The following is an 18,972-nucleotide window of genomic DNA, read 5'->3' on the forward strand; positions in this document are numbered from 1 at the left end:
AGGCGAGGACGCCATGCTCGAACTGGGCGCCCGCATCGCACGCGCGACCGGCGGTCGGGGCGTGATCTATCTGCATGGCGACCTGGGTGCCGGCAAGACCACCCTGTCGCGCGGCATCCTGCGCGGGCTGGGGCATGGCGGCGCGGTGAAGAGCCCGACCTTCACCCTGGTCGAACCCTACGAGCTGGGGGATATACGGGTGTTCCACTTTGACCTGTACCGCCTGGCCGACCCGGAGGAGCTGGAGTTTCTCGGCATCCGCGACTATTTCGAGGGCGACGCCCTGTGCCTGATCGAGTGGCCGCAGCGCGGTGCCGGCGTTTTGCCAAAGGCGGACATGGACATTACCATTAGCCCGCAAGGAGTCGGCCGCGCGCTGCAGTTGCAGCCACATAGCGCCAGGGCCGAAGCGTGGTGTGCTGCCTTATAAGAGTCTGTATATAAAAATGGGGAAGGCTATGCGCATGCGTGCGCTGTTCGGCGGGATCGGAGTCATGCTGGCCGCGCTGGCCGTAGACGTGCTGGCCGCCACGGAAATCCGCAGTGTGCGACTGTGGCGCGCCCCGGATAACACGCGCCTGGTCTTCGACCTTTCCGGCCCGGTGCAGCACAGCGTGTTCACTCTGGCGGCCCCCAACCGCATCGTCATCGATGTCAACGGCGCCCAGCTGGCGACCAAGTTCGACCAGCTTTCCCTGAGCAACACCCCGATCACCGGCGTCCGTTCGGCGCAGCGCTCGCCGACCGACCTGCGCCTGGTGCTCGACCTGTCCGCCACCGTCACGCCGAAGAGCTTCAGCCTGGCACCCAACCAGCAGTACGGCCACCGCCTGGTGGTCGACCTGTTCGACCAGGATGCGGGCGCCCCCAGCGTGCCCCAGGCGCCACAGGTCAACACGCCGACCGTGGCCGTCAAGCCGCCGGAAGCGACGCTGCCCGGTACACCGCCGGCCAAGCTGCCGCCGGTGCCGGGCGGCAAGCGTGACATCGTCATCGCCATCGACGCCGGCCACGGCGGCGAGGACCCGGGCGCCCTCGGCCCGGGCCGCAAGGTGTTCGAAAAGAACGTGACCCTGGCCATCGCCAGGGAGCTGCAGCGCCAGATCAACGCCGAGAAGGGCTTCCGCGGCGAGCTGGTGCGCACCGGTGACTATTTCATTCCGCTGCGCAAGCGCACCGAGATCGCCCGCAAGAAGGGCGCCGACCTGTTCGTCTCCATCCACGCCGACGCCGCGCCACGCGCCGCTGCCTTCGGCGCGTCGGTCTATGCGCTGTCCGAACGCGGTGCCACTTCCGAGACGGCGCGCTGGCTGGCCGACACCGAGAACCAGTCCGACTTGATCGGCGGCGCCGGCAACGTCAGCCTGGACGACAAGGACCGCATGCTCGCCGGCGTGCTGCTCGACCTGTCGATGACCGCTTCGCTGTCTTCCAGCCTGAACGTCGGGCAGAAGGTGCTGAGCAACATGGGCAGCATCACGCCGCTGCACAAGCGCCGGGTGGAGCAGGCCGGCTTCATGGTGCTGAAGTCGCCGGACATCCCCTCGATCCTGGTCGAGACCGGCTTCATCTCCAATCCCAACGAAGCGAAGAAACTCGCGACCCTGGGTCACCAGCAGGCGCTGGCCCGTTCGATCACCGCCGGTGTGCGCCAGTTCTTCCACCAGAACCCGCCGCCTGGCACCTACATCGCCATGCTCCGTGACCAGGGCAAGATCGCCGTCGGTCCTCGTGAGCATGTGGTCACCTCCGGCGAGAGCCTGGCGTTGATCGCCCAGCGCTATCAGGTCAGCCTGGCGGCGCTGCGCAGCGCCAATTCGCTGAAGAGCGACACCATCAAGGTCGGCCAGACCCTGAACATCCCGGCGACCGCCCTGGCGGCCCAGCCATGAGCGAGCCGTGTCGCATTCAGCTGCTCAGCCCGCGGCTGGCCAACCAGATCGCCGCCGGCGAGGTGGTCGAGCGCCCGGCCTCGGTGGTCAAGGAACTGCTGGAGAACAGCCTGGACGCCGGTGCCCGCCGGGTCGACGTGGAGGTCGAGCAGGGTGGCATCAAGCTGTTGCGGGTGCGCGACGACGGTGGCGGCATCCCTGCGGACGACATGCCGCTGGCCCTGGCGCGTCACGCCACCAGCAAGATCCGTGAGCTGGAAGACCTGGAGGCGGTGGCCAGCCTCGGTTTTCGTGGCGAGGCGCTGGCCTCGATCAGTTCCGTCGCGCGCCTGACCATGACTTCGCGCACCGCCGATGCCGAGCAGGCCTGGCAGGTGGAGACCGAGGGGCGCGACATGGAGGCGCGGGTCCAGCCCGCCGCCCATCCGGTCGGCACCTCGGTTGAAGTGCGCGATCTGTTCTTCAATACCCCGGCGCGGCGCAAGTTCCTGCGCGCCGAGAAGACCGAATTCGATCACCTGCAGGAAGTCATCCGGCGCCTGGCTCTGGCCCGTTTCGACGTGGCCTTCCACCTGCGCCACAACGGCAAGAAGGTATTCACGCTGCACGAGGCGCCGGACGAGATCAGTCGCGCCCGCCGTGTGGCCAGCGTCTGCGGCCCCGCCTTCCTCGAACAGGCCCTGCCCATCGAGATCGAGCGCAGCGGCCTGCGCCTGTGGGGTTGGGTCGGGCTGCCGACCTTCTCGCGCAGCCAGGCCGATCTGCAGTACTTCTACGTCAACGGCCGTATGGTGCGCGACAAGCTGGTGGCGCACGCGGTGCGCCAGGCCTACCGCGACGTGCTGTTCAACGGTCGCCACCCGACCTTCGTGCTGTTCCTCGAAATCGATCCGGGCGTGGTGGACGTCAACGTGCACCCGACCAAGCACGAGGTGCGCTTCCGCGACAGTCGCATGGTCCACGACTTCCTCTATGGCACCCTGCATCGGGCGCTCGGCGAGGTGCGGCCGGAAGACCAGCTGGCCGCCCCGGCTGCCGTGGAGCAGATCGTCCGGCCGACCGGCATCGCCGCCGGCGAATTCGGTCCTCAAGGCGAGATCGGATTGGCTGCCACCGTGCTGGAGCGGCCCGCCGAGGCCTCCGTATGGCGCTCACCCGGCGCCGGCTATCAGGCTCCCCGTCCACAGCCGGGCATGCCCCAGGCCGAGGTGCAGGGTGCCTATCGCGAATATTTCGCGCCGCTGCCCGAGTCGTCGGCCGCCGTCGGCCTGCCGCAGACCCAGGGCGATATTCCGCCCCTGGGCTACGCCCTGGCGCAGCTCAAGGGCGTGTACATCCTCGCCGAGAACGCCCTGGGCCTGGTGCTGGTGGACATGCACGCGGCCCACGAGCGCATCACCTATGAACGGCTGAAGACCGCCATGGCCAGCGAGGGTCTGCGCGGCCAGCCGCTGCTGGTGCCTGAGTCCATCTCACTCAGCCAGCGCGAGGCCGATTGTGCCGAGGAGCACGGCCAGTGGTTCCAGCGCCTGGGCTTCGAGCTGCAGCGCCTGGGCGAGGAGAGCCTGGCGATCCGCCAGATTCCGGCGCTGCTCAAGCAGGCCGAGGCTACCCAGTTGGTGCGCGATGTGCTCGCCGACCTGCTGGAATACGGCACCAGCGACCGCATCCAGGCCCATCTCAACGAACTGCTGGCGACCATGGCCTGCCACGGCGCGGTGCGCGCCAACCGGCGCCTGACCCTGCCCGAGATGAACGCCTTGCTGCGCGACATGGAGCACACCGAGCGCAGCGGTCAGTGCAACCATGGTCGGCCGACCTGGACCCAGCTCGGCATGGATGACCTGGACAAGCTGTTCCTGCGTGGCCGCTGAAATCACCCTCCAGGTGCTGCGTTTGCCCATGCCGCGTTGAAAATCGGTTCGGAATGCTCATTTACAGCGAGTAGACTGCGCTTCCTCATCGATTCTTGCCTTGCCTGAGCCGCACTCGCGACGCTTGGAGAGTGATTTCAGAGTTATGACCGAGCGCCTGCCTCCCGCCATCTTCCTGATGGGCCCCACCGCTTCCGGCAAGACGGACTTGGCCCTGGCCCTGGCCGACGCACTTCCGTGCGAGCTGATCAGCGTCGATTCGGCGCTGGTCTACCGGGGCATGGACATTGGCACGGCCAAGCCGGACAAGGCCACCCTTGCACGCTACCCGCACCGCCTCGTGGACATCCTCGACCCGGCGGAAAGCTACTCGGCAGCTGAATTCCGCGCCGATGCCCTGGCGGCTATGGCCGAAATCACCGCGCGCGGCCGCATTCCCCTGCTGGTCGGCGGCACCATGTTGTATTACAAGGCATTGCTGGAAGGCCTGGCGGACATGCCCGGTGCCGATCCCGCGGTGCGCGCGGAGCTGGAGGCCTGGGCCGCGGCGGAGGGCTGGGAGGTCCTGCACCGGGAGCTGGCGCGGGTCGATCCGGAGTCGGCGGCGCGCATCCATCCCAACGATCCGCAGCGTCTCACCAGGGCGCTGGAGGTCCATCGCGTCAGCGGTCTCAGCATGACCGAGCACCGTCGGCGTCAAACCGCTCAAAATAGCGGCTCCGAGGCGCCTGGAGCGCGGCAATTGCCTTATACTGCCGTCCAGTTCGCCATCGCTCCCGAGCAGCGACAGGTATTGCACGAGCGGATCGCTCGTCGATTCCTGATGATGCTGGAACAGGGCTTTGTCGAAGAGGTCGAAGCCTTGCGTCAGCGGGGCGACCTGCATGTGGGGCTGCCATCGATCCGTGCCGTGGGCTATCGCCAGGTGTGGGATTACCTGGACGGGCGTCTGGGGCGGGAGGAAATGGCGGAGCGGGGGATCATCGCCACGCGCCAGTTGGCCAAGCGCCAGTTCACCTGGCTGCGCGGCTGGGAAGATCTGCACTGGCTGGACAGCCTTGCAAGTGACAATCTTTCTTGTGCCTTGAAATACCTTCGGTCGGTCTCCATATTGTGATGAGACCCGCCTATTCGCCGTCTATCCTTGGCTTTGAGGCCAATACGGCATAAGCCATCTTAATTTGCTTGACTACATTTGAACCCCTTAAGGAGTGCGGCACATGTCAAAAGGGCATTCGCTACAAGACCCTTACCTGAATACCCTGCGTAAGGAACGCGTACCTGTTTCCATCTATCTGGTGAACGGCATCAAACTGCAAGGCCAGATCGAGTCCTTCGACCAGTTCGTGATTTTGCTGAAAAACACTGTCAGCCAGATGGTCTACAAACATGCCATTTCCACCGTCGTGCCGAGCCGGCCGGTGAGATTGCCCAGCGCTGCCGACGCCGAGCAGGTCGAGCCGGGCAACGCCTGACGGGAGCCTGACTTGTTCTTCGAGCGTCACGGTGGTGGTGAACGGGCCATCCTTGTCCATCTGGAAGGCAGCAACCCCGAGGCGGCTGAAGACCCGCAGGAGTTTCAGGACCTGGCATTGTCGGCGGGTGCCGACATGGTGGCTCTGGTCACCGTGTCTCGGCACATGCCGACCGCCAAGTTCCTGATCGGCAGCGGCAAGGTCGAGGAACTCCGCGACTTGGTCAGAGATTCCGAGGCCGAGTTGGTCATCTTCAACCACACCCTCACGCCCAGCCAGGAGCGCAACCTCGAACGCGCCTTCGAGTGTCGCGTGCTTGATCGTACCGGGTTGATCCTCGACATCTTCGCCCAGCGTGCCCGTACCCATGAAGGCAAGCTGCAGGTCGAGCTGGCCCAGCTGGATCACATGAGTACCCGCCTGGTGCGGGGCTGGACCCACCTCGAGCGTCAGAAGGGGGGGATCGGCCTGCGTGGTCCGGGTGAGACGCAGCTGGAAACCGACCGTCGCCTGCTGCGGGTGCGCATCCGCCAGATCAAGCAGAAGCTGGAGAAGGTGCGCAGCCAGCGCGAGCAGGCTCGCCGTGGTCGCCGTCGCGCGGACATCCCTTCCGTTGCCCTGGTCGGCTACACCAATGCCGGCAAGTCCACCCTGTTCAATGCTCTGACTACCTCGGAGGTCTACGCGGCCGACCAGCTGTTCGCCACTCTCGACCCGACCCTGCGGCGTCTGGAGCTGGATGACCTTGGCCCGGTGGTGCTGGCCGATACGGTGGGTTTCATCCGCCATCTGCCGCACAAGCTGGTGGAGGCATTCCGGGCGACCCTGGAAGAGTCGAGCAACTCCGATCTGCTGCTGCACGTGATCGACTCCCATGAGCCGGAGCGCGACCAGCAGATCGAACAGGTCATGGTGGTGCTCGGCGAGATCGGCGCCAATGAGTTGCCGATGCTCGAGGTATACAACAAGATCGATCTGGTCGAGGGCGTCGAGCCGCAGATCCAGCGCGATGGTGATGGCAAGCCCGAGCGGGTGTGGCTGTCGGCGCGCGATGGCAAGGGGCTCGAACTGCTGCGCCAGGCGATCGCCGAATTGCTCGGTGAAGACCTGTTCGTCGGCACGCTGCGCTTGCCGCAGCGCCTGGGCCGGCTGCGGGCGCAATTCTTCGCACTGAATGCCGTGCAGAGCGAGGCTCACGACGAGGCGGGGGACGCATTGTTGGCCATCCGCTTGCCGCGTGCCGAACTCAATCGACTGGTCAGTCGTGAAGGCTTGCAGCCGCAGGACTTTCTTGCGCAACACACTTTGCAATAAAGCCCGGCCCGCCGTTTTTGCGGCGGGTCGGGGGCTTCGGTAGCATGGGCCGGCGCGCCGCGGGCGCGTCTTTAGCTTTATCAGATGGAGATCGCTATGGCTTGGAACGAGCCGGGTGGCAACTCGAACAACCAGGACCCCTGGGGCGGCCGCAAAGGCGGTGGACGCCAGGGGCCGCCGGACCTCGACGAAGCCTTCCGCAAGCTGCAGGAGAGCCTCAACGGCATCTTCGGTGGCGGCAAGAAACGTGACGGTAATGGTCAGGGCGGCGGCGGTTTCGGCCTGCTCGGCATTGGCGTCGTCCTGCTGCTGGCGGTCTGGCTGTGGAACGCGGTCTATATCGTGGATGCCCAGGAGCAGGCGGTGATCCTGCGCCTCGGCAAGTATCACGAGACGGTCGGCCAAGGCCTGAACATCTACTTCCCGCCGATCGACCGGAAGTTCCAGGAGAACGTGACCCGCGAGCGCTCCTTCTCCAAGGAAGGCCAGATGCTCACCGAGGACGAGAACATCGTCGAGGTGCCGCTGACCGTCCAGTACAAGATCAGCAACCTCCAGGACTTCGTGCTCAACGTCGATGCGCCCGAGGTCAGCCTGCAACACGCCACCGAGAGTGCCCTGCGCCACGTCGCCGGTTCCACCTCGATGGACGAGGTGATCACTCTCGGTCGCGAGCAGATGGGCTTGGAGGTGAGCAAGCGCCTGCAGGACTTCCTCGACACCTACGGCACTGGCATCACCGTTACCCAGGTCAACATCCAGCGTGCCACGGCTCCGGCCGAGGTGAAGGATGCCTTCGACGATGTGATCCGTGCCCGCGAAGACGAGCAGCGCGAGAAGAACCAGGCCGAGACCTATGCCAATGGCGTGGTGCCCGAGGCGCGTGGTCAGGCTCAGCGCATCATCGAAGACGCCAACGGCTACCGCGACGAAGTGGTTGCCCGTGCCCAGGGTGAGGCGGATCGTTTCACCAAGCTGGTGGCCGAGTACCGCAAGGCGCCGGAAGTGACCCGGCAGCGCCTGTACCTAGACACCGTGCAGCAGGTCTTCAGCAACACCAGCAAGGTGCTGGTGACCGGCAAGGAAGGGCAGAACAACCTGCTCTATCTGCCGCTGGACAAGATGATCGACAACCGCGGCAGCGTAGGTTCCGGTGCTCAGAGCGCACCGGGCAGCACCAGCGGCGAGACCGGCACCCGCATCATCAATAACGTCGAGCGGGGCGATCTGCGTACGAGGGAGAGCCGCTGATGAGCAATAAATCGCTGTTTGCCCTGATCGCTGGGGTGATAGTCGCAATCCTGGCTTGGAACAGCCTGTATATCGTCAACCAGACCGAAAAGGCCGTGCTCCTGCAGTTCGGTAAGATCCAGGAGGCCGACGTGCCGCCAGGGTTGCACGTCAAGGTGCCGGTGATGAACCAGGTGCGCAAGTTCGATGCCCGTCTGCTGACCCTGGAGTCGCCGATCCAGCGCGTCCTGACGCTGGAGAAGAAAGCCGTGATGGTCGACGCCTACGCCAAATGGCGTGTCGCCGATGCCCAGCGCTACTACACCGCGACTTCCGGCATTCGTCAGATTGCCGACGATCGTCTGTCCCAGCGCCTGATCACCGCCCTGGCCAACCAGTTCGGTACCCGTACCCTGCATGAAGTGGTCTCCGGCGAGCGCGATGCGCTGATGGCGGCCATCACCAAGTCGCTCAATGGCATGGCGCAGAAAGAACTGGGTATCGAAGTGGTGGATGTGCGGGTCAAGGCCATCGACCTGCCGAAAGAGGTCTATCGCAGCGTGTTCGACCGCATGAGTTCGGAGCGTGAGCGCGAGGCTCGCGAGCACCGCGCCAAGGGCCGCGAACTGGCCGAAGGTATTCGCGCCGACGCCGATCGTCAGAAGCGTGTGATCCTCGCCGAGGCTTATCGCGAAGCCGAGGAAATCCGCGGTGACGGCGACGCGAAGTCGGCCGGTATCTACTCTGCGGCTTATGGTCAGGATGCCGAGTTCTATGCGTTCTACCGCAGCCTGGGCGCCTACCGCGAGAGCTTCTCCAGCAAGGGAGACGTGCTGGTGCTGGATCCGGATAGCGAGTTCTTCCGCTATCTGCAGCACCCCAAGCCCTGAGTGTCTTCGCCCCGGCGCGGCCGTTCGGCCCGTCGGGGTGACCTCCGGGGAAAACGTGTTATCATGGGTCAGCCGGGAAAAAGCCCGGCTTTTTTGCGTCTGCGGGAATCATGTGGCAGGAACTTGGCATCGCCTTTTGTCTGATGTTGGTGCTGGAAGGCATCCTGCCCTTCCTCTATCCGCAGCGCTGGCGCAGGGCGGTCACGCAGTTGGGACAATTGCCCGACCGTCGGCTGCGCCTCATGGGGCTGACCAGCATGCTGCTGGGAACCGCCCTCCTGTATCTGCTTCATTGAAGGCTGCCGCCCGTACCGAGAGGGGAATGGCGAAATGGCAACGGTAGACCGCTGGCTTCTGCCAGATGGCATCGAAGAAGTACTGCCGCCGGAAGCGGCCCGGATCGAGGCGGCACGCCGCCAGGTACTGGACCTGTTCCAGCGCTGGGGTTACGAGTTCGTCGTCACCCCGCACATCGAATACCTCGAATCCCTGCTCACCGGTGCCGGTCAGGACCTGGATCTGCGCACCTTCAAGGTGACCGACCCGCTGTCCGGCCGGCAGATGGGCTTTCGCGCCGACATCACGCCGCAGGTGGCGCGGATGGACGCCCATACCCTGCGTCGCGAAGGCCCCAGTCGCCTGTGCTACGCCGGCAGCGTGCTGCACGCCAAGCCGCGCGCGCTGGCCACTTCGCGCAGCCCGATCCAGCTGGGCGCCGAACTCTATGGCGACGCCAGCCCGGCCAGCGATGTGGAAGTCATCAGCCTGATGCTCGACACCCTGGACCTTGCTCGCGTACCGGATGTGCACATGGACCTCGGCCATGTCGGCATCTACCGTGGGCTGGCCCGCGCCGCCGGTCTTTCCGGCGAGGCGGAGCAGCGTCTGTTCGATGCCCTGCAGCGCAAGGCGATCGACGAGGTCGACGTGCTCACCGAATCCCTGCAGCCGCACCTGGCCAGCGTGCTGCGCGCCCTGGTCGAGTTGTGCGGCGGCCGCGAGGTGCTGGATCTGGCCCAGGCGGCCCTGGTCGAGGCGCCGGAGGAGGTGCATGCCGCGCTGGATCAGCTGGTGGCCATCGCCGACCAGCTGGAGCTGCGCTACCCCGAATTGCCCCTGTATTTCGATCTGGGCGAGCTGCGCGGCTACCACTACCACACCGGCGTGGTGTTCGCCGCCTTCGTGCCGGGCGTCGGCCAGTCCATCGCCCAGGGCGGCCGCTACGACGACGTCGGCGCCAATTTCGGCCGTGCTCGCCCTGCCACCGGCTTTTCCACCGACCTGAAGACTCTGGTCACCCTGGGCGACATGCAGGTCGCGGAGAAGGATGCCGGGGTCTGGGCTCCGGATCATCACGATTTCTACCTGTGGCAGGCCGTGCAGCGCCTGCGCAGCGAGGGACTGCGGGTGGTCCAGGCGTTGCCGGGGCAGGATACGAACGCGGCGATCGAGGCGGGTTGCGATCGCCAGCTGCAGCTACGTGACGGACGTTGGCAAGTGACGCCGCTGGCGTCCTGATGGTTTTCCGCCGGCCGAGGTCGGCATCGAGCTTCCAAAGAGGGCAAGTGTTATGGGTAAGAATGTCGTGGTCCTGGGCACCCAGTGGGGTGATGAGGGCAAGGGCAAGATCGTCGACCTGCTGACCGAGCAGGCCGCTGCGGTAGTGCGCTACCAGGGTGGCCACAACGCCGGCCACACGCTGGTCATCGACGGTGAGAAGACCGTGCTGCACCTGATCCCGTCCGGCATCCTGCGCGAGGGTGTGCAGTGCCTGATCGGCAACGGCGTGGTAGTCGCCCCCGACGCCCTGATGCGCGAGATCACCAAGTTGGAAGAGAAGGGCGTGCCGGTGCGCGAGCGCCTGCGCATCAGCCCGTCCTGCCCGCTGATCCTGTCCTACCACGTGGCCCTCGACCAGGCCCGCGAGAAGGCCCGTGGCGATGCCAAGATCGGCACCACCGGCCGCGGCATCGGCCCGGCCTACGAAGACAAGGTGGCACGCCGCGGCCTGCGCATCGGCGACCTGTTCCATCGCGAGCGCTTCGCCTCCAAGCTGGGCGAGCTGCTGGACTACCACAACTTCGTTCTGGTGAATTACTACAAGGAGCCGGCCGTCGACTTCCAGTCCACCCTGGACGAGTGCATGGCTTATGCCGAGCAGCTGCGCCCGATGATGACCGACGTCACCGCCGATCTGCACGAGCTGCGCCGCGCCGACAAGGACATCATGTTCGAGGGTGCCCAGGGCTCGCTGCTGGACATCGACCACGGCACCTATCCGTACGTGACCAGCTCCAACACCACCGCCGGCGGCACCGCTACCGGCTCCGGCTTCGGTCCGCTGTACCTCGACTACATCCTCGGCATCACCAAGGCCTACACCACCCGTGTCGGCTCCGGCCCGTTCCCCACCGAGCTGTTCGACGAGACCGGTGCCTTCCTCGCCAAGCGTGGCCACGAGTTCGGCTCGACCACCGGTCGTGCCCGTCGCTGCGGCTGGTTCGATGCGGTGATCCTGCGTCGCGCCATCGAGATCAACAGCATCTCCGGCCTGTGCCTGACCAAGCTGGACGTGCTCGACGGCCTGGAAACCATCCGTATCTGCACCGGCTACAAGGATGCTCAGGGCAACCTGCTGGTGGACGCGCCGACCGACGCCGACAGCTATATCGGCCTGCAGCCGGTATACGAGGAAATGCCGGGCTGGAGCGAGTCGACCCTGGGCGCCAAGAGCCTGGAAGAGCTGCCTGCTAACGCCCGCACCTACATCAAGCGCGTCGAAGAGTTGGTCGGTGCGCCGATCGACATCATCTCCACCGGCCCGGACCGCAACGAGACCATCGTCCTGCGTCACCCGTTCGCCTGATCCTCAAGTAAAGAAAAAGGCCGCTGACAGCGGCCTTTTTTGTGGGCATCGGGAAAGCGCTTCAGGACTGCATCTCGCGGAGCAGCAATTGCAGCGCAGCCGCCTGGTCGTCGGCCAGGTCGATGATGTGGAAGCCACACCAGCCATTGTGGCCAGGTCCTCCGGAGCGGCTCCACAGGCAGTCCGCACCGAGGCGGATTTCGCTGATACCGTTCAGGGGCTGGTCCAGTACCAGGCGGCACTCCCAGACCGAATCGGCCTCCGGCGGCGCCTCGCTGACCAGCATGAAGCCGTCCTCGGACAGATCGACGACCTGTCCCAGCCGGCGATCACTGTGCAGGTCGACAGCCTCGATGTTCAGTTGGGGCGTGTGGCGGCTGTGCTGGCGGCGGTCGTCCATTCAGGCTCCTTGTCGGGCTGGGTTGGCGCGCCCGGTGATACGCTGCAGGACCCGGTAGATGGCGCCGAGCGCGCGGTCCACCAGGGGGTTGCTGCGCTCTGGCGCGACGATGCGGGCGAGGTTCCGCTCCATCTCGCGTGCCAACTGGCGTATGGGCTTGACCGCCACGCGCTGGCCGCCATGGTCCACGAACATGTAGTTGTGGGTGGTCGGGCTGAACCAGGACAGCTTGAGCGTGATGGTTTCCTGCCCCTGGACGAATTCGAACCAGGTACCGAACTCGACCTGTTGCAACTCCTTGACCAGGTTCTGGGCGCGCGGCGACAGCGGTTCTTCCTCTCTGACCGGCTCGGCCAGGGCGGCATCCTCACCCAGCATGGCCCCCAGCGGACTCTCCGGGAGCTGGGTTTTGAGCTGTGCCGCCAACTGCGGTTGCTGACCCTGAATCGCGTACTGACAGGCCACAATGTCCTGCAGGAGGCGGCGGATGCCATCCTCGTGGTAGCCGCCGAGCAGTTTCAGGCCCTTGCTCAATTCGTCCAGCAGGTCGACGCGCAGGCCCTGGAGTCGGTTGCGGCCATCCGCGTCCAGTGGTGTTCCGCTCCAGGCCAGTTGTTCTGCGACTTCGCTCGCGCGTCGCCATTCGGCGCTGTGCTCGCCGTGGCGAAGCAGAATGAAGACCAGCACGTCGGCCCAGGTCAATTCGAGGAAGTTGCGAATGACGCCGGGAAGACTGCGTTCGCGCAATGCATCCTGGATCACCGCCACCGCTTGTTGTCGTGCACCGAGCAGGCGGTCGCGGCCCTTCGCCGCTTCTACGGCGCGCCGTTCGCGCAGTTCGACCTTGTGCTGGAGTGTGGCGGTGAACTCGTTGAACTCCTCGAGCAGCTTGTCGAACAGCAGCAGGTCGCTGGCGAAGCCGTGGACCACCTCTTCCACCACCCAGTAGATCTTCGCCACCAGGCCGCGCTCGTCGCCTTCGCCGCCATAAAGGACGCCTGCCTGGGCCATGGTGTTGAGCAGGCGCCTGGCCGGGTGGTGGTGGTGGGTGAACAGCGCCTTGTCCTGCAGGGCAACCTTCAGATACGGGGTGTGCAGGTGGGAAAGCGCCGTCTTGCAGGCGTGTGGCAGGTTGTCGTCGTCGAGTATGAAATCGAACAGCATGCCGACCAGGTCGATCACGTCGGCTTCCTGGTCCGCCAGTTTCTGCTGGCCCGGCAACTGGCTGTAGGTCTCCAGTTGCTGCTGCAGGCTGACCTTGATGTCTTCCACGGGTTGCGGTTGCTGCAGGCGCTGGGTCAGGGTGCTGGCCGACTGCTGCTGGAGTCGGTTCAGGGCGGCCAGCAGATCGCTGGCGCTGTAGGTGCTGGTGGCCGTGCGCGGTGCGAAGCTGGCGATGCTGCGGGTACCGCCGGGCAGGGGGCTGTCCAGGTCGTGCTGGCGGCGCTCGCCGAGCAGGACCGTCAGGCCGCCGAACAGCTGGCCCGGATCCTGGGGTGGTGGTGCGCTCAGGTCGGCCGGCGCTGCCGATTCGGCAGAGGGTGCGGTGGGGGGCGATCCACTGTCCGCAGCCCGCTTCGGCGGACTGGACGAGCCGGGCGAGCGCTGCGCGCTGTACTTGAGGTTGGGCAGGATGCCTGCGTTGATCAGGCGCTGGTTGAGCATCTCGTACAGGGTGTCCAGGCCCTGCATCACGTGCCGCTCGAACAGCATGTACAGGATGACCTTGATGCGCAGCGGCAGCGGATGGGGCGCCAGGGCGTCGTGGAAGGCGTCGGCCAGCGCCTGGGGGCCGAAGGGGTTGGTTTCCTCGCCCAGTTTCTGGCCGTTGTTGAGCAGGGCCAGGCGTTGCTCCAAGGCGAACAGCTGGCCGGTATTGCGCGCCTTGACCTTGCTGACCATGTTGGTCACCTGCAGGCTTTCCTCGTATTCCTCGTTCTGCACCAGGGCCAGGTCCTGCGAGTCCGGTTCTACCTGGGTCGAAGGCTGCAGCCTGCCCTCCAGGAAGTCCGCGAAATTCCGGGCGACGTGCTGGTGGTAGTTGCGTTCTATCTGGGGACGCAGCTTGCGCAGGTCATGCATGGCCTCGAAGAACAGGCTCTGGACCTTGTTGTTCTCGGCCTTCTCCGCGCACTCGAAGAGGGTATCGTCGGCTTGTATGAACAGTTCGGCGAGGTGCTCGGCCAGGTTGTTCATCACCAGCTTGCGGCAATCCTGTACCAACTCGCCGAAGCGGGGCTGGATTGCCCGGTTGGCGACGCCGGGTGTATGGGCGGGTGGAAGGTCCTGCGGGCTCATGCGTTGTCCTGTGCGAGGCAGGAAGGAAGTCTCGCCGGGTTAGGAACATGCTGGCAATAGAGTAGCCGCTTATCGGCCGTTACGGTGTGATGAAATAACTGGCCGCCAGGGTTGACATGGCCGCTTCCGCCCGTAAAATGGCGCGCCTCTGATACGGGAATCGGCCAAGTCGGTCCGGTAGCAGGGAGTGGAAGATCGTAGTTCCGCGATAGCTCAGTCGGTAGAGCAAATGACTGTTAATCATTGGGTCCCTGGTTCGAGTCCAGGTCGCGGAGCCAACTTCCAAACGGGGTATAGCGCAGTCCGGTAGCGCGCTTGCTTTGGGAGCAAGATGTCGGGAGTTCGAATCCCCCTACCCCGACCATTTCCGGGTCGTTAGCTCAGTCGGTAGAGCAGTTGGCTTTTAACCAATTGGTCGTAGGTTCGAATCCTACACGACCCACCATTGTTAAGAACGAAGAGCCCGCCTAGCGCGGGCTTTTTGTTGTCTCCGAAAAGGGGCGGCGGGCCGCCCCCTCATCTTCTCAGTGCAGTTTCAGGCGCGGCTCGGTGCTGCGGCCGATCCGGTCGCCGAGCATCATCAGGGCGGTGCGCAGCACGCCGTACAGCGCCATCTGGTGCATGCGGTACAGCGAGACGTAGAACATCCGCGCCAGCCAGCCTTCCAGCTTCACGCTGCCCATGAGATTGCCCATCAGGTTGCCTACCGCCGAGAAGCGCGACAGCGAGATCAGCGAGCCGTAGTCGCGGTAGCGGAATTCCGGCAGGGCCTGGCCGTTCATGCGCAGCCTGAGCGACCTGGCCAGCAACGAAGCCTGCTGGTGGGCTGCCTGCGCGCGGGGGGGCACGGTGCGTTCGCTGCCGTCGCCGAGCGGGCAGGCTGCGCAGTCGCCGAAGGCGAATATGCTGTCGTCCAGGGTGGTCTGCAGGGTCGGGCGCACCAGCAGTTGGTTGATGCGGTTGCTTTCCAGGCCGTCCAGCCCGCCGAGGAAGGCAGGGGCGCGGATGCCGGCGGCCCACACTTTCAGGCTCGCCGGGATTTCCATGCCCTGGGCCGTGATCAGCGCGTCGCCATTGACCTGGCTCACCGCCGTGCCGGTGAGCACGGTGACGCCCAGCTTCTCCAGGGTCTTGTGCACCGGGCCGCTGATGCGCTCCGGCAACGCCGGCAGGACGCGCGGGCCGGCCTCGATCAGGGTGATGCGCATGTTCTGCGGCTGGATGCGGTCCAGGCCGTAGGCGGCGAGTTCGTGGGCCGCGTGGTGCAGCTCGGCGGCCAGCTCCACGCCGGTGGCGCCGGCGCCGACGATGGCCACGCTGATGCGGCTGTCGTCGCTCTTGCCGGCATGGGCGCGCAGGTAGTGGCTGAGCATCTGCCGGTGGAAGCGCTCGGCCTGCTCGCGGGTGTCGAGGAATATGCAGTGCTCGGCCGCGCCTGGCGTGCCGAAGTCGTTGGTGGTGCTGCCGACGGCGATCACCAGGCTGTCGTAGGCCAGTTCGCGCTCGGGGAGCAATTCGCCGCCGTCCTCGTCGAGGGTGGCGGCCAGGCGGATCACCTTGCGCGCGCGATCCAGGCCGCTCATGCGGCCGAGCTGGAACTCGAAGTGGTTCCATTTGCCCTGGGCCACGTAGTTCAGCTCGTCCTCGGAGGAGTTCAGCGAGCCGGCGGCGACTTCGTGCAGCAGCGGTTTCCAGATGTGGGTGAGGGTGGCGTCGACCAGCACGACGCTGGCCTGTCTGCGCTTGCCCAGGGTCCTACCCAGACGGGTAGCGAGCTCCAGGCCGCCGGCGCCGCCGCCGACGATCACGATGCGATGGTTCATGGGGATATCTCACAAGGCTTGAGGAAATCGGTAGGCCCGGCTGGGCGAGCGCGAGGCGGCTCATAGCACCAGTCCGGCGAGCAGGCGGGAGAGAAGGCCGAGGCCGATCGTCACGGCGATCACCACCAGCAGGAGGCGCCAGGGGCGGAACGGCTGGCGCTCCACCTGGTGCTGCGGAGCGCTGAGATACTGCTCGACGCGCTGCTGGTCTTCGGGGCTGAGACGGCTGGACATGGCGGTCCTCTCGAAGGAATGTCTGCATTCTAGACGTAATTGGCGCTCGACGAACATCGCTGCCAGAGCGCCCGATCACAGGCTGATGCCCACGTCGAACAGGACGGTACGGCCGAGGTTGTGGCGCAGGAAGTCCGGTGCGTCGCGATGGGCGAACAGGACTCGCGCATAGTTGGGCCCGACCAGCGAGAGGGAGCGCCAGCCCTGGCGCAGGTACTCGCTCGGTGGTGGGAAGGGACTGTTGAGGTCGAGGACCTCGCGCTTGAGGCTGACGTAGGCCAGCAGGTCCAGCTCGCCCAGGTCCAGGCCGCGTTCGGCGTAGTTGTGTGCCTTCTTGCGCAGGGTCGGCCCCAGGCGGGCCTGCAGCTCCACGGCCGGTATCCGTCGTGGGCGCGGCTCGCGGCGCAGCAGCTGGCTGAGCGAGAGGGCACTGCGCCGTCGTTGCAGTTCTTCCTTCCATTCGTCGTTGAGGCGGCGGCCCTTGTCGAGAACGAAGAACACCTCGAAGCCGGCGTCACGGAACAGCACGTCCGGCGGCTCCTGCCCGGCGGCGAACTCTTCCTGGTGGTGGCGCAGGTTGAGGGCGGTCAACAGGCGCTGGCAGACCCAGCGCTCGCGCTCCCACTTGCGGGCGTTGGAGAGGAAATCGTTGGCTTGTTCGGCCTGGCGGGTCAGCAGGCGCAGGTAGTCGGAGTCATCCATGGCCGCAGCATAGCGCAAACGCCGTGGCGGATTGGCCGGTGTAAACTGCGCCGGCACACACGAGAAGCCTCATGCAGATACGCGCCATTCTCTCTTCAGATCATCCGCGGCTGCTCGACCTGTGGCGTCGCACGCCGAGCATCCGCTTGCGCGCCGAGGACGAGTATGAGCCCTTCTGCCGCTACCTGGCGCGGAACCCTGGGCTGAGCCTGCTGGTCGAGAGCGATGGGGCGGTCGTCGCCAGCCTGCTGGTCGGACACGACGGACGGCGCGGCTACCTGCAGCATCTGGTGGTCGAGTCTTCCTGGCGTGGCCAGGGGCTGGCGGGTGCTCTGTTGAATGAGGCGTTGGCGCGGCTGGCCGAACTCGGCGTGAGCAAGTCCCATGTCTTCGTGCTCGGCGACGCGCCCGAGGCGCTGGCCTTCTGGCGCAGCCGGCCGGGCTGGGGTGAGCGCGGCGACATCGAAGTGTTTTCCACGAGGAGTTGATGAGCATGAAGCGACTGCGCTGGTGGCTGCTGCCCCTGCTGTGTGGATGGATGGTCGCCGCAGCGGCGCTGGAGCCAGGAGAACACCTGGCACCCTGGACACTGCTGGACCAGCACGATCGTGCCTACACCCTCGACGACGATCTGCAGGTTCTGCTGGTGGCCCGCGGCATGGAAGCCGCCGATCTGCTGCGAGAGGCCTTGAGCGAACTGGGGCCGGAATACCTGGAGCGGCACCGGGTGGTGTTCCTCGCCGACATCAGTGCCATGCCGACGCCCATCGCCAGCCTGTTCGCCGTGCCGGCGATGCGCGACTACGGCTATCGGGTCATGCTCGATCGCACGGGGCGTGTCGCTTCCCGCTATCCAGGGGAAAAGGCCGAGCTGCTCTGGCTGCAACTGGATGCCGGCAGGTTGCTGGAGGTGCGCCGCTTCACCCAGGCCGGTGAGCTGCGGGCGGCGTTGAAGGGCCTGGAGCGTTGATCGCCGCCGAACTGCTGCAGCCGCTCAGCCAATGGCTGGGTTGGCTGCTCTATGCCGCCGTGCTGTCGTGGGCCGTGTGGCGCACACCCTGGGTCGAGGTGTTCAGCGACCAGCGCCGCCAGCATCTGCTGTTCGGCACGGTACTGGCGCTGTTCCTGCTATGGCTGGTGCGGCGGGATTTCGCCTCGGGCCTGTCCTTCCATTTCATCGGCATGACGGCCGTGACCCTGCTGCTAGACTGGCCCCTGGCGCTTCTCGGCGGCTTCGCCGCCCAACTCGGCCTGCTCGCCTTCGGCCGCCTGGACCTGGCTGCCCTCGGCGTCAACGGCCTGCTGCTGGTGGCGATCCCGGTGGCCATTACCGAGTTCTTCTCTGTGCAGGTCGAGCGCCGCCAGCCGCGCAACCTGTTCGTCTACATCTTCTGCTGCGGCTTCTTTCCGGCGGCGCTGACCGCGCTGGCCTGCCTGCTCGGCGGGCTGGCGTTGCTCTGGCACGACGGCCTCTATGTCATGCCGCCCTGGCTGGAAGACTTCATCGGCTACCTGTGGCTGGTAATGTTTCCCGAGGCGTTCATCAACGGCATGCTGGTCACCGGCCTGGTGGTCTTCTATCCGGACTGGCTGGAGACCTTCAACCGCACCCGCTACCTGTCGGCGCCTTGGAAGGATGGTGACTCCGATCGGCGTCCATAAGCGCGGCTTATCCCGGCTGGGCTGCTGATCTGGGTCAAGATTCGAGACGCTCCGGAATCCATGCTTAGGAAAACCACGGAGGTCTTGGACATGAGTGTGCATCTATGGGCGCGGCAGGAACTCGAAAGCAGCCTGGCGCGTGCGCGGGAGCGAGGGTTCGACCCGCTGATGAGCCTGCGGGCACTGCTCAGCGAGGCGGTGGAACTGAATCGTCAGGGGCGTGACCTGGCCGATCTGGCGCAGGAGCTGGAGTTCCTGGCCGACAATCTTGACCCGGACCGCGACTACGCCTTCATGCGGCCCTGAAAGCCA

General features: G+C 65.6%; 20 protein-coding genes and 3 tRNA genes. 18 read left to right on the forward strand and 5 right to left on the reverse strand.

All coding sequences use genetic code 11. The annotated features are described in order from the left end of the window. Window positions 1-13 precede the first annotated feature (13 nt). From tsaE to N5D30_RS24080, 11 genes are all read left to right on the forward strand, one after another. Window positions 14-430, forward strand: coding sequence for a tRNA (adenosine(37)-N6)-threonylcarbamoyltransferase complex ATPase subunit type 1 TsaE (tsaE, locus tag N5D30_RS24030; RefSeq protein ID WP_279904269.1), 417 nt, complete (start codon window positions 14-16; stop codon window positions 428-430). A gap of 16 nt (window positions 431-446) precedes the next feature. Continuing rightward, window positions 447-1,892: an N-acetylmuramoyl-L-alanine amidase gene (locus N5D30_RS24035; RefSeq protein WP_220811547.1), complete on the forward strand. Its 1,446-nt coding sequence runs from the start codon at window positions 447-449 to the stop codon at window positions 1,890-1,892. Next, complete coding sequence (gene mutL / locus N5D30_RS24040; protein WP_279911000.1) at window positions 1,889-3,766, forward strand: DNA mismatch repair endonuclease MutL; 1,878 nt, start codon at window positions 1,889-1,891, stop codon at window positions 3,764-3,766. The genes N5D30_RS24035 and mutL overlap by 4 nt, the downstream gene beginning before the upstream one ends. A gap of 145 nt (window positions 3,767-3,911) precedes the next feature. Continuing rightward, window positions 3,912-4,883: a tRNA (adenosine(37)-N6)-dimethylallyltransferase MiaA gene (gene miaA, locus N5D30_RS24045; protein WP_279911001.1), complete on the forward strand. Its 972-nt coding sequence runs from the start codon at window positions 3,912-3,914 to the stop codon at window positions 4,881-4,883. A 103-nt stretch (window positions 4,884-4,986) separates the two neighbouring features. Continuing rightward, complete coding sequence (hfq, locus tag N5D30_RS24050) at window positions 4,987-5,241, forward strand: RNA chaperone Hfq (protein ID WP_220811553.1); 255 nt, start codon at window positions 4,987-4,989, stop codon at window positions 5,239-5,241. A gap of 12 nt (window positions 5,242-5,253) precedes the next feature. Beyond that, window positions 5,254-6,555, forward strand: a complete 1,302-nt coding sequence (gene hflX, locus N5D30_RS24055) for a ribosome rescue GTPase HflX (protein ID WP_279911002.1) — start codon at window positions 5,254-5,256, stop codon at window positions 6,553-6,555. Window positions 6,556-6,651: 96 nt separating this feature from the next. Beyond that, the gene (gene hflK / locus N5D30_RS24060) at window positions 6,652-7,806 is read left to right on the forward strand and encodes an FtsH protease activity modulator HflK (RefSeq protein WP_220811557.1); all 1,155 of its coding nucleotides are present in this window, start codon (window positions 6,652-6,654) and stop codon (window positions 7,804-7,806) included. Then, window positions 7,806-8,675, forward strand: coding sequence for a protease modulator HflC (gene hflC / locus N5D30_RS24065; protein ID WP_279911003.1), 870 nt, complete (start codon window positions 7,806-7,808; stop codon window positions 8,673-8,675). Before hflK ends, hflC begins: the two co-directional genes overlap by 1 nt. A gap of 110 nt (window positions 8,676-8,785) precedes the next feature. Further along, window positions 8,786-8,971, forward strand: coding sequence for a DUF2065 domain-containing protein (locus tag N5D30_RS24070; RefSeq protein ID WP_279911004.1), 186 nt, complete (start codon window positions 8,786-8,788; stop codon window positions 8,969-8,971). A 34-nt stretch (window positions 8,972-9,005) separates the two neighbouring features. Further along, window positions 9,006-10,193: an ATP phosphoribosyltransferase regulatory subunit gene (locus N5D30_RS24075; protein WP_279911005.1), complete on the forward strand. Its 1,188-nt coding sequence runs from the start codon at window positions 9,006-9,008 to the stop codon at window positions 10,191-10,193. A gap of 52 nt (window positions 10,194-10,245) precedes the next feature. Further along, entirely contained in the window at window positions 10,246-11,541 is a 1,296-nt protein-coding gene (locus tag N5D30_RS24080; RefSeq protein WP_220811565.1) for an adenylosuccinate synthase, read from the forward strand. A 61-nt stretch (window positions 11,542-11,602) separates the two neighbouring features. On the opposite strand, the gene N5D30_RS24085 is transcribed toward N5D30_RS24080, so the two are convergent. Both N5D30_RS24085 and N5D30_RS24090 read right to left on the reverse strand, forming a co-directional pair. Further along, window positions 11,603-11,941 carry a PilZ domain-containing protein gene (locus tag N5D30_RS24085; RefSeq protein ID WP_220811567.1) on the reverse strand — a complete coding sequence of 113 codons (339 nt, stop codon included), beginning with the start codon at window positions 11,939-11,941 and terminating at the stop codon, window positions 11,603-11,605. After that, window positions 11,942-14,239, reverse strand: a complete 2,298-nt coding sequence (locus N5D30_RS24090; protein ID WP_279911006.1) for a DUF1631 domain-containing protein — start codon at window positions 14,237-14,239, stop codon at window positions 11,942-11,944. A gap of 202 nt (window positions 14,240-14,441) precedes the next feature. Between N5D30_RS24090 and N5D30_RS24095 the strand changes: the two genes are divergently transcribed. From N5D30_RS24095 to N5D30_RS24105, 3 genes are all read left to right on the forward strand, one after another. Next, window positions 14,442-14,517, forward strand: a tRNA-Asn gene (locus N5D30_RS24095). 9 nt (window positions 14,518-14,526) lie between these two features. Next, window positions 14,527-14,603, forward strand: a tRNA-Pro gene (locus tag N5D30_RS24100). 5 nt (window positions 14,604-14,608) lie between these two features. Continuing rightward, a tRNA-Lys gene (locus N5D30_RS24105) sits at window positions 14,609-14,684 on the forward strand. A 79-nt stretch (window positions 14,685-14,763) separates the two neighbouring features. Here N5D30_RS24105 and N5D30_RS24110 read toward each other — a convergent pair. The 3 genes from N5D30_RS24110 to N5D30_RS24120 all read right to left on the reverse strand — a co-directional run bounded on the left by N5D30_RS24110 (window position 14,764) and on the right by N5D30_RS24120 (window position 16,998). Then, window positions 14,764-16,062 (reverse strand): NAD(P)/FAD-dependent oxidoreductase, encoded by a 1,299-nt coding sequence (locus N5D30_RS24110; RefSeq protein WP_279911007.1) that lies wholly within the window; start codon window positions 16,060-16,062, stop codon window positions 14,764-14,766. A gap of 60 nt (window positions 16,063-16,122) precedes the next feature. Continuing rightward, window positions 16,123-16,296: a DUF3094 domain-containing protein gene (locus tag N5D30_RS24115; RefSeq protein WP_220811573.1), complete on the reverse strand. Its 174-nt coding sequence runs from the start codon at window positions 16,294-16,296 to the stop codon at window positions 16,123-16,125. Between the two features lie 75 nt (window positions 16,297-16,371). Further along, window positions 16,372-16,998, reverse strand: a complete 627-nt coding sequence (locus N5D30_RS24120) for a DUF1780 domain-containing protein (RefSeq protein ID WP_279911008.1) — start codon at window positions 16,996-16,998, stop codon at window positions 16,372-16,374. Between the two features lie 71 nt (window positions 16,999-17,069). On the opposite strand from N5D30_RS24120, the gene N5D30_RS24125 reads away from it, so the two are divergent. The 4 genes from N5D30_RS24125 to N5D30_RS24140 all read left to right on the forward strand — a co-directional run bounded on the left by N5D30_RS24125 (window position 17,070) and on the right by N5D30_RS24140 (window position 18,966). Further along, on the forward strand, window positions 17,070-17,486 hold the full coding sequence (locus N5D30_RS24125) for a GNAT family N-acetyltransferase (RefSeq protein WP_279911009.1): 417 nt from the start codon (window positions 17,070-17,072) through the stop codon (window positions 17,484-17,486). Window positions 17,487-17,491: 5 nt separating this feature from the next. Next, the gene (locus tag N5D30_RS24130; protein WP_279911011.1) at window positions 17,492-17,968 is read left to right on the forward strand and encodes an FAD/FMN-containing dehydrogenase; all 477 of its coding nucleotides are present in this window, start codon (window positions 17,492-17,494) and stop codon (window positions 17,966-17,968) included. Beyond that, window positions 17,965-18,660 (forward strand): energy-coupling factor ABC transporter permease, encoded by a 696-nt coding sequence (locus tag N5D30_RS24135; RefSeq protein WP_279911012.1) that lies wholly within the window; start codon window positions 17,965-17,967, stop codon window positions 18,658-18,660. Before N5D30_RS24130 ends, N5D30_RS24135 begins: the two co-directional genes overlap by 4 nt. Window positions 18,661-18,750: 90 nt before the next feature. Continuing rightward, window positions 18,751-18,966, forward strand: coding sequence for a hypothetical protein (locus N5D30_RS24140; RefSeq protein ID WP_279911013.1), 216 nt, complete (start codon window positions 18,751-18,753; stop codon window positions 18,964-18,966). Window positions 18,967-18,972 lie beyond the last annotated feature (6 nt).

Source organism: Pseudomonas sp. GD03875, from assembly GCF_029840585.1.
GTDB lineage: Bacteria > Pseudomonadota > Gammaproteobacteria > Pseudomonadales > Pseudomonadaceae > Aquipseudomonas > Aquipseudomonas paralcaligenes.

What these genes read in the sequence shown, in the direction of transcription:
- tsaE (WP_279904269.1), top strand. Translation starts at nt 14, where the DNA reads ATGCTCGAACTGGGCGCCCGCATCGCACGCGCGACCGGCGGTCGGGGC.
- N5D30_RS24035 (WP_220811547.1), top strand. Translation starts at nt 447, where the DNA reads ATGGGGAAGGCTATGCGCATGCGTGCGCTGTTCGGCGGGATCGGAGTC.
- mutL (WP_279911000.1), top strand. Translation starts at nt 1,889, where the DNA reads ATGAGCGAGCCGTGTCGCATTCAGCTGCTCAGCCCGCGGCTGGCCAAC.
- miaA (WP_279911001.1), top strand. Translation starts at nt 3,912, where the DNA reads ATGACCGAGCGCCTGCCTCCCGCCATCTTCCTGATGGGCCCCACCGCT.
- hfq (WP_220811553.1), top strand. Translation starts at nt 4,987, where the DNA reads ATGTCAAAAGGGCATTCGCTACAAGACCCTTACCTGAATACCCTGCGT.
- hflK (WP_220811557.1), top strand. Translation starts at nt 6,652, where the DNA reads ATGGCTTGGAACGAGCCGGGTGGCAACTCGAACAACCAGGACCCCTGG.
- hflC (WP_279911003.1), top strand. Translation starts at nt 7,806, where the DNA reads ATGAGCAATAAATCGCTGTTTGCCCTGATCGCTGGGGTGATAGTCGCA.
- N5D30_RS24070 (WP_279911004.1), top strand. Translation starts at nt 8,786, where the DNA reads ATGTGGCAGGAACTTGGCATCGCCTTTTGTCTGATGTTGGTGCTGGAA.
- N5D30_RS24075 (WP_279911005.1), top strand. Translation starts at nt 9,006, where the DNA reads ATGGCAACGGTAGACCGCTGGCTTCTGCCAGATGGCATCGAAGAAGTA.
- N5D30_RS24080 (WP_220811565.1), top strand. Translation starts at nt 10,246, where the DNA reads ATGGGTAAGAATGTCGTGGTCCTGGGCACCCAGTGGGGTGATGAGGGC.
- N5D30_RS24085 (WP_220811567.1), bottom strand. Translation starts at nt 11,941, where the DNA reads ATGGACGACCGCCGCCAGCACAGCCGCCACACGCCCCAACTGAACATC.
- N5D30_RS24090 (WP_279911006.1), bottom strand. Translation starts at nt 14,239, where the DNA reads ATGAGCCCGCAGGACCTTCCACCCGCCCATACACCCGGCGTCGCCAAC.
- N5D30_RS24110 (WP_279911007.1), bottom strand. Translation starts at nt 16,062, where the DNA reads ATGAACCATCGCATCGTGATCGTCGGCGGCGGCGCCGGCGGCCTGGAG.
- N5D30_RS24115 (WP_220811573.1), bottom strand. Translation starts at nt 16,296, where the DNA reads ATGTCCAGCCGTCTCAGCCCCGAAGACCAGCAGCGCGTCGAGCAGTAT.
- N5D30_RS24120 (WP_279911008.1), bottom strand. Translation starts at nt 16,998, where the DNA reads ATGGATGACTCCGACTACCTGCGCCTGCTGACCCGCCAGGCCGAACAA.
- N5D30_RS24125 (WP_279911009.1), top strand. Translation starts at nt 17,070, where the DNA reads ATGCAGATACGCGCCATTCTCTCTTCAGATCATCCGCGGCTGCTCGAC.
- N5D30_RS24130 (WP_279911011.1), top strand. Translation starts at nt 17,492, where the DNA reads ATGAAGCGACTGCGCTGGTGGCTGCTGCCCCTGCTGTGTGGATGGATG.
- N5D30_RS24140 (WP_279911013.1), top strand. Translation starts at nt 18,751, where the DNA reads ATGAGTGTGCATCTATGGGCGCGGCAGGAACTCGAAAGCAGCCTGGCG.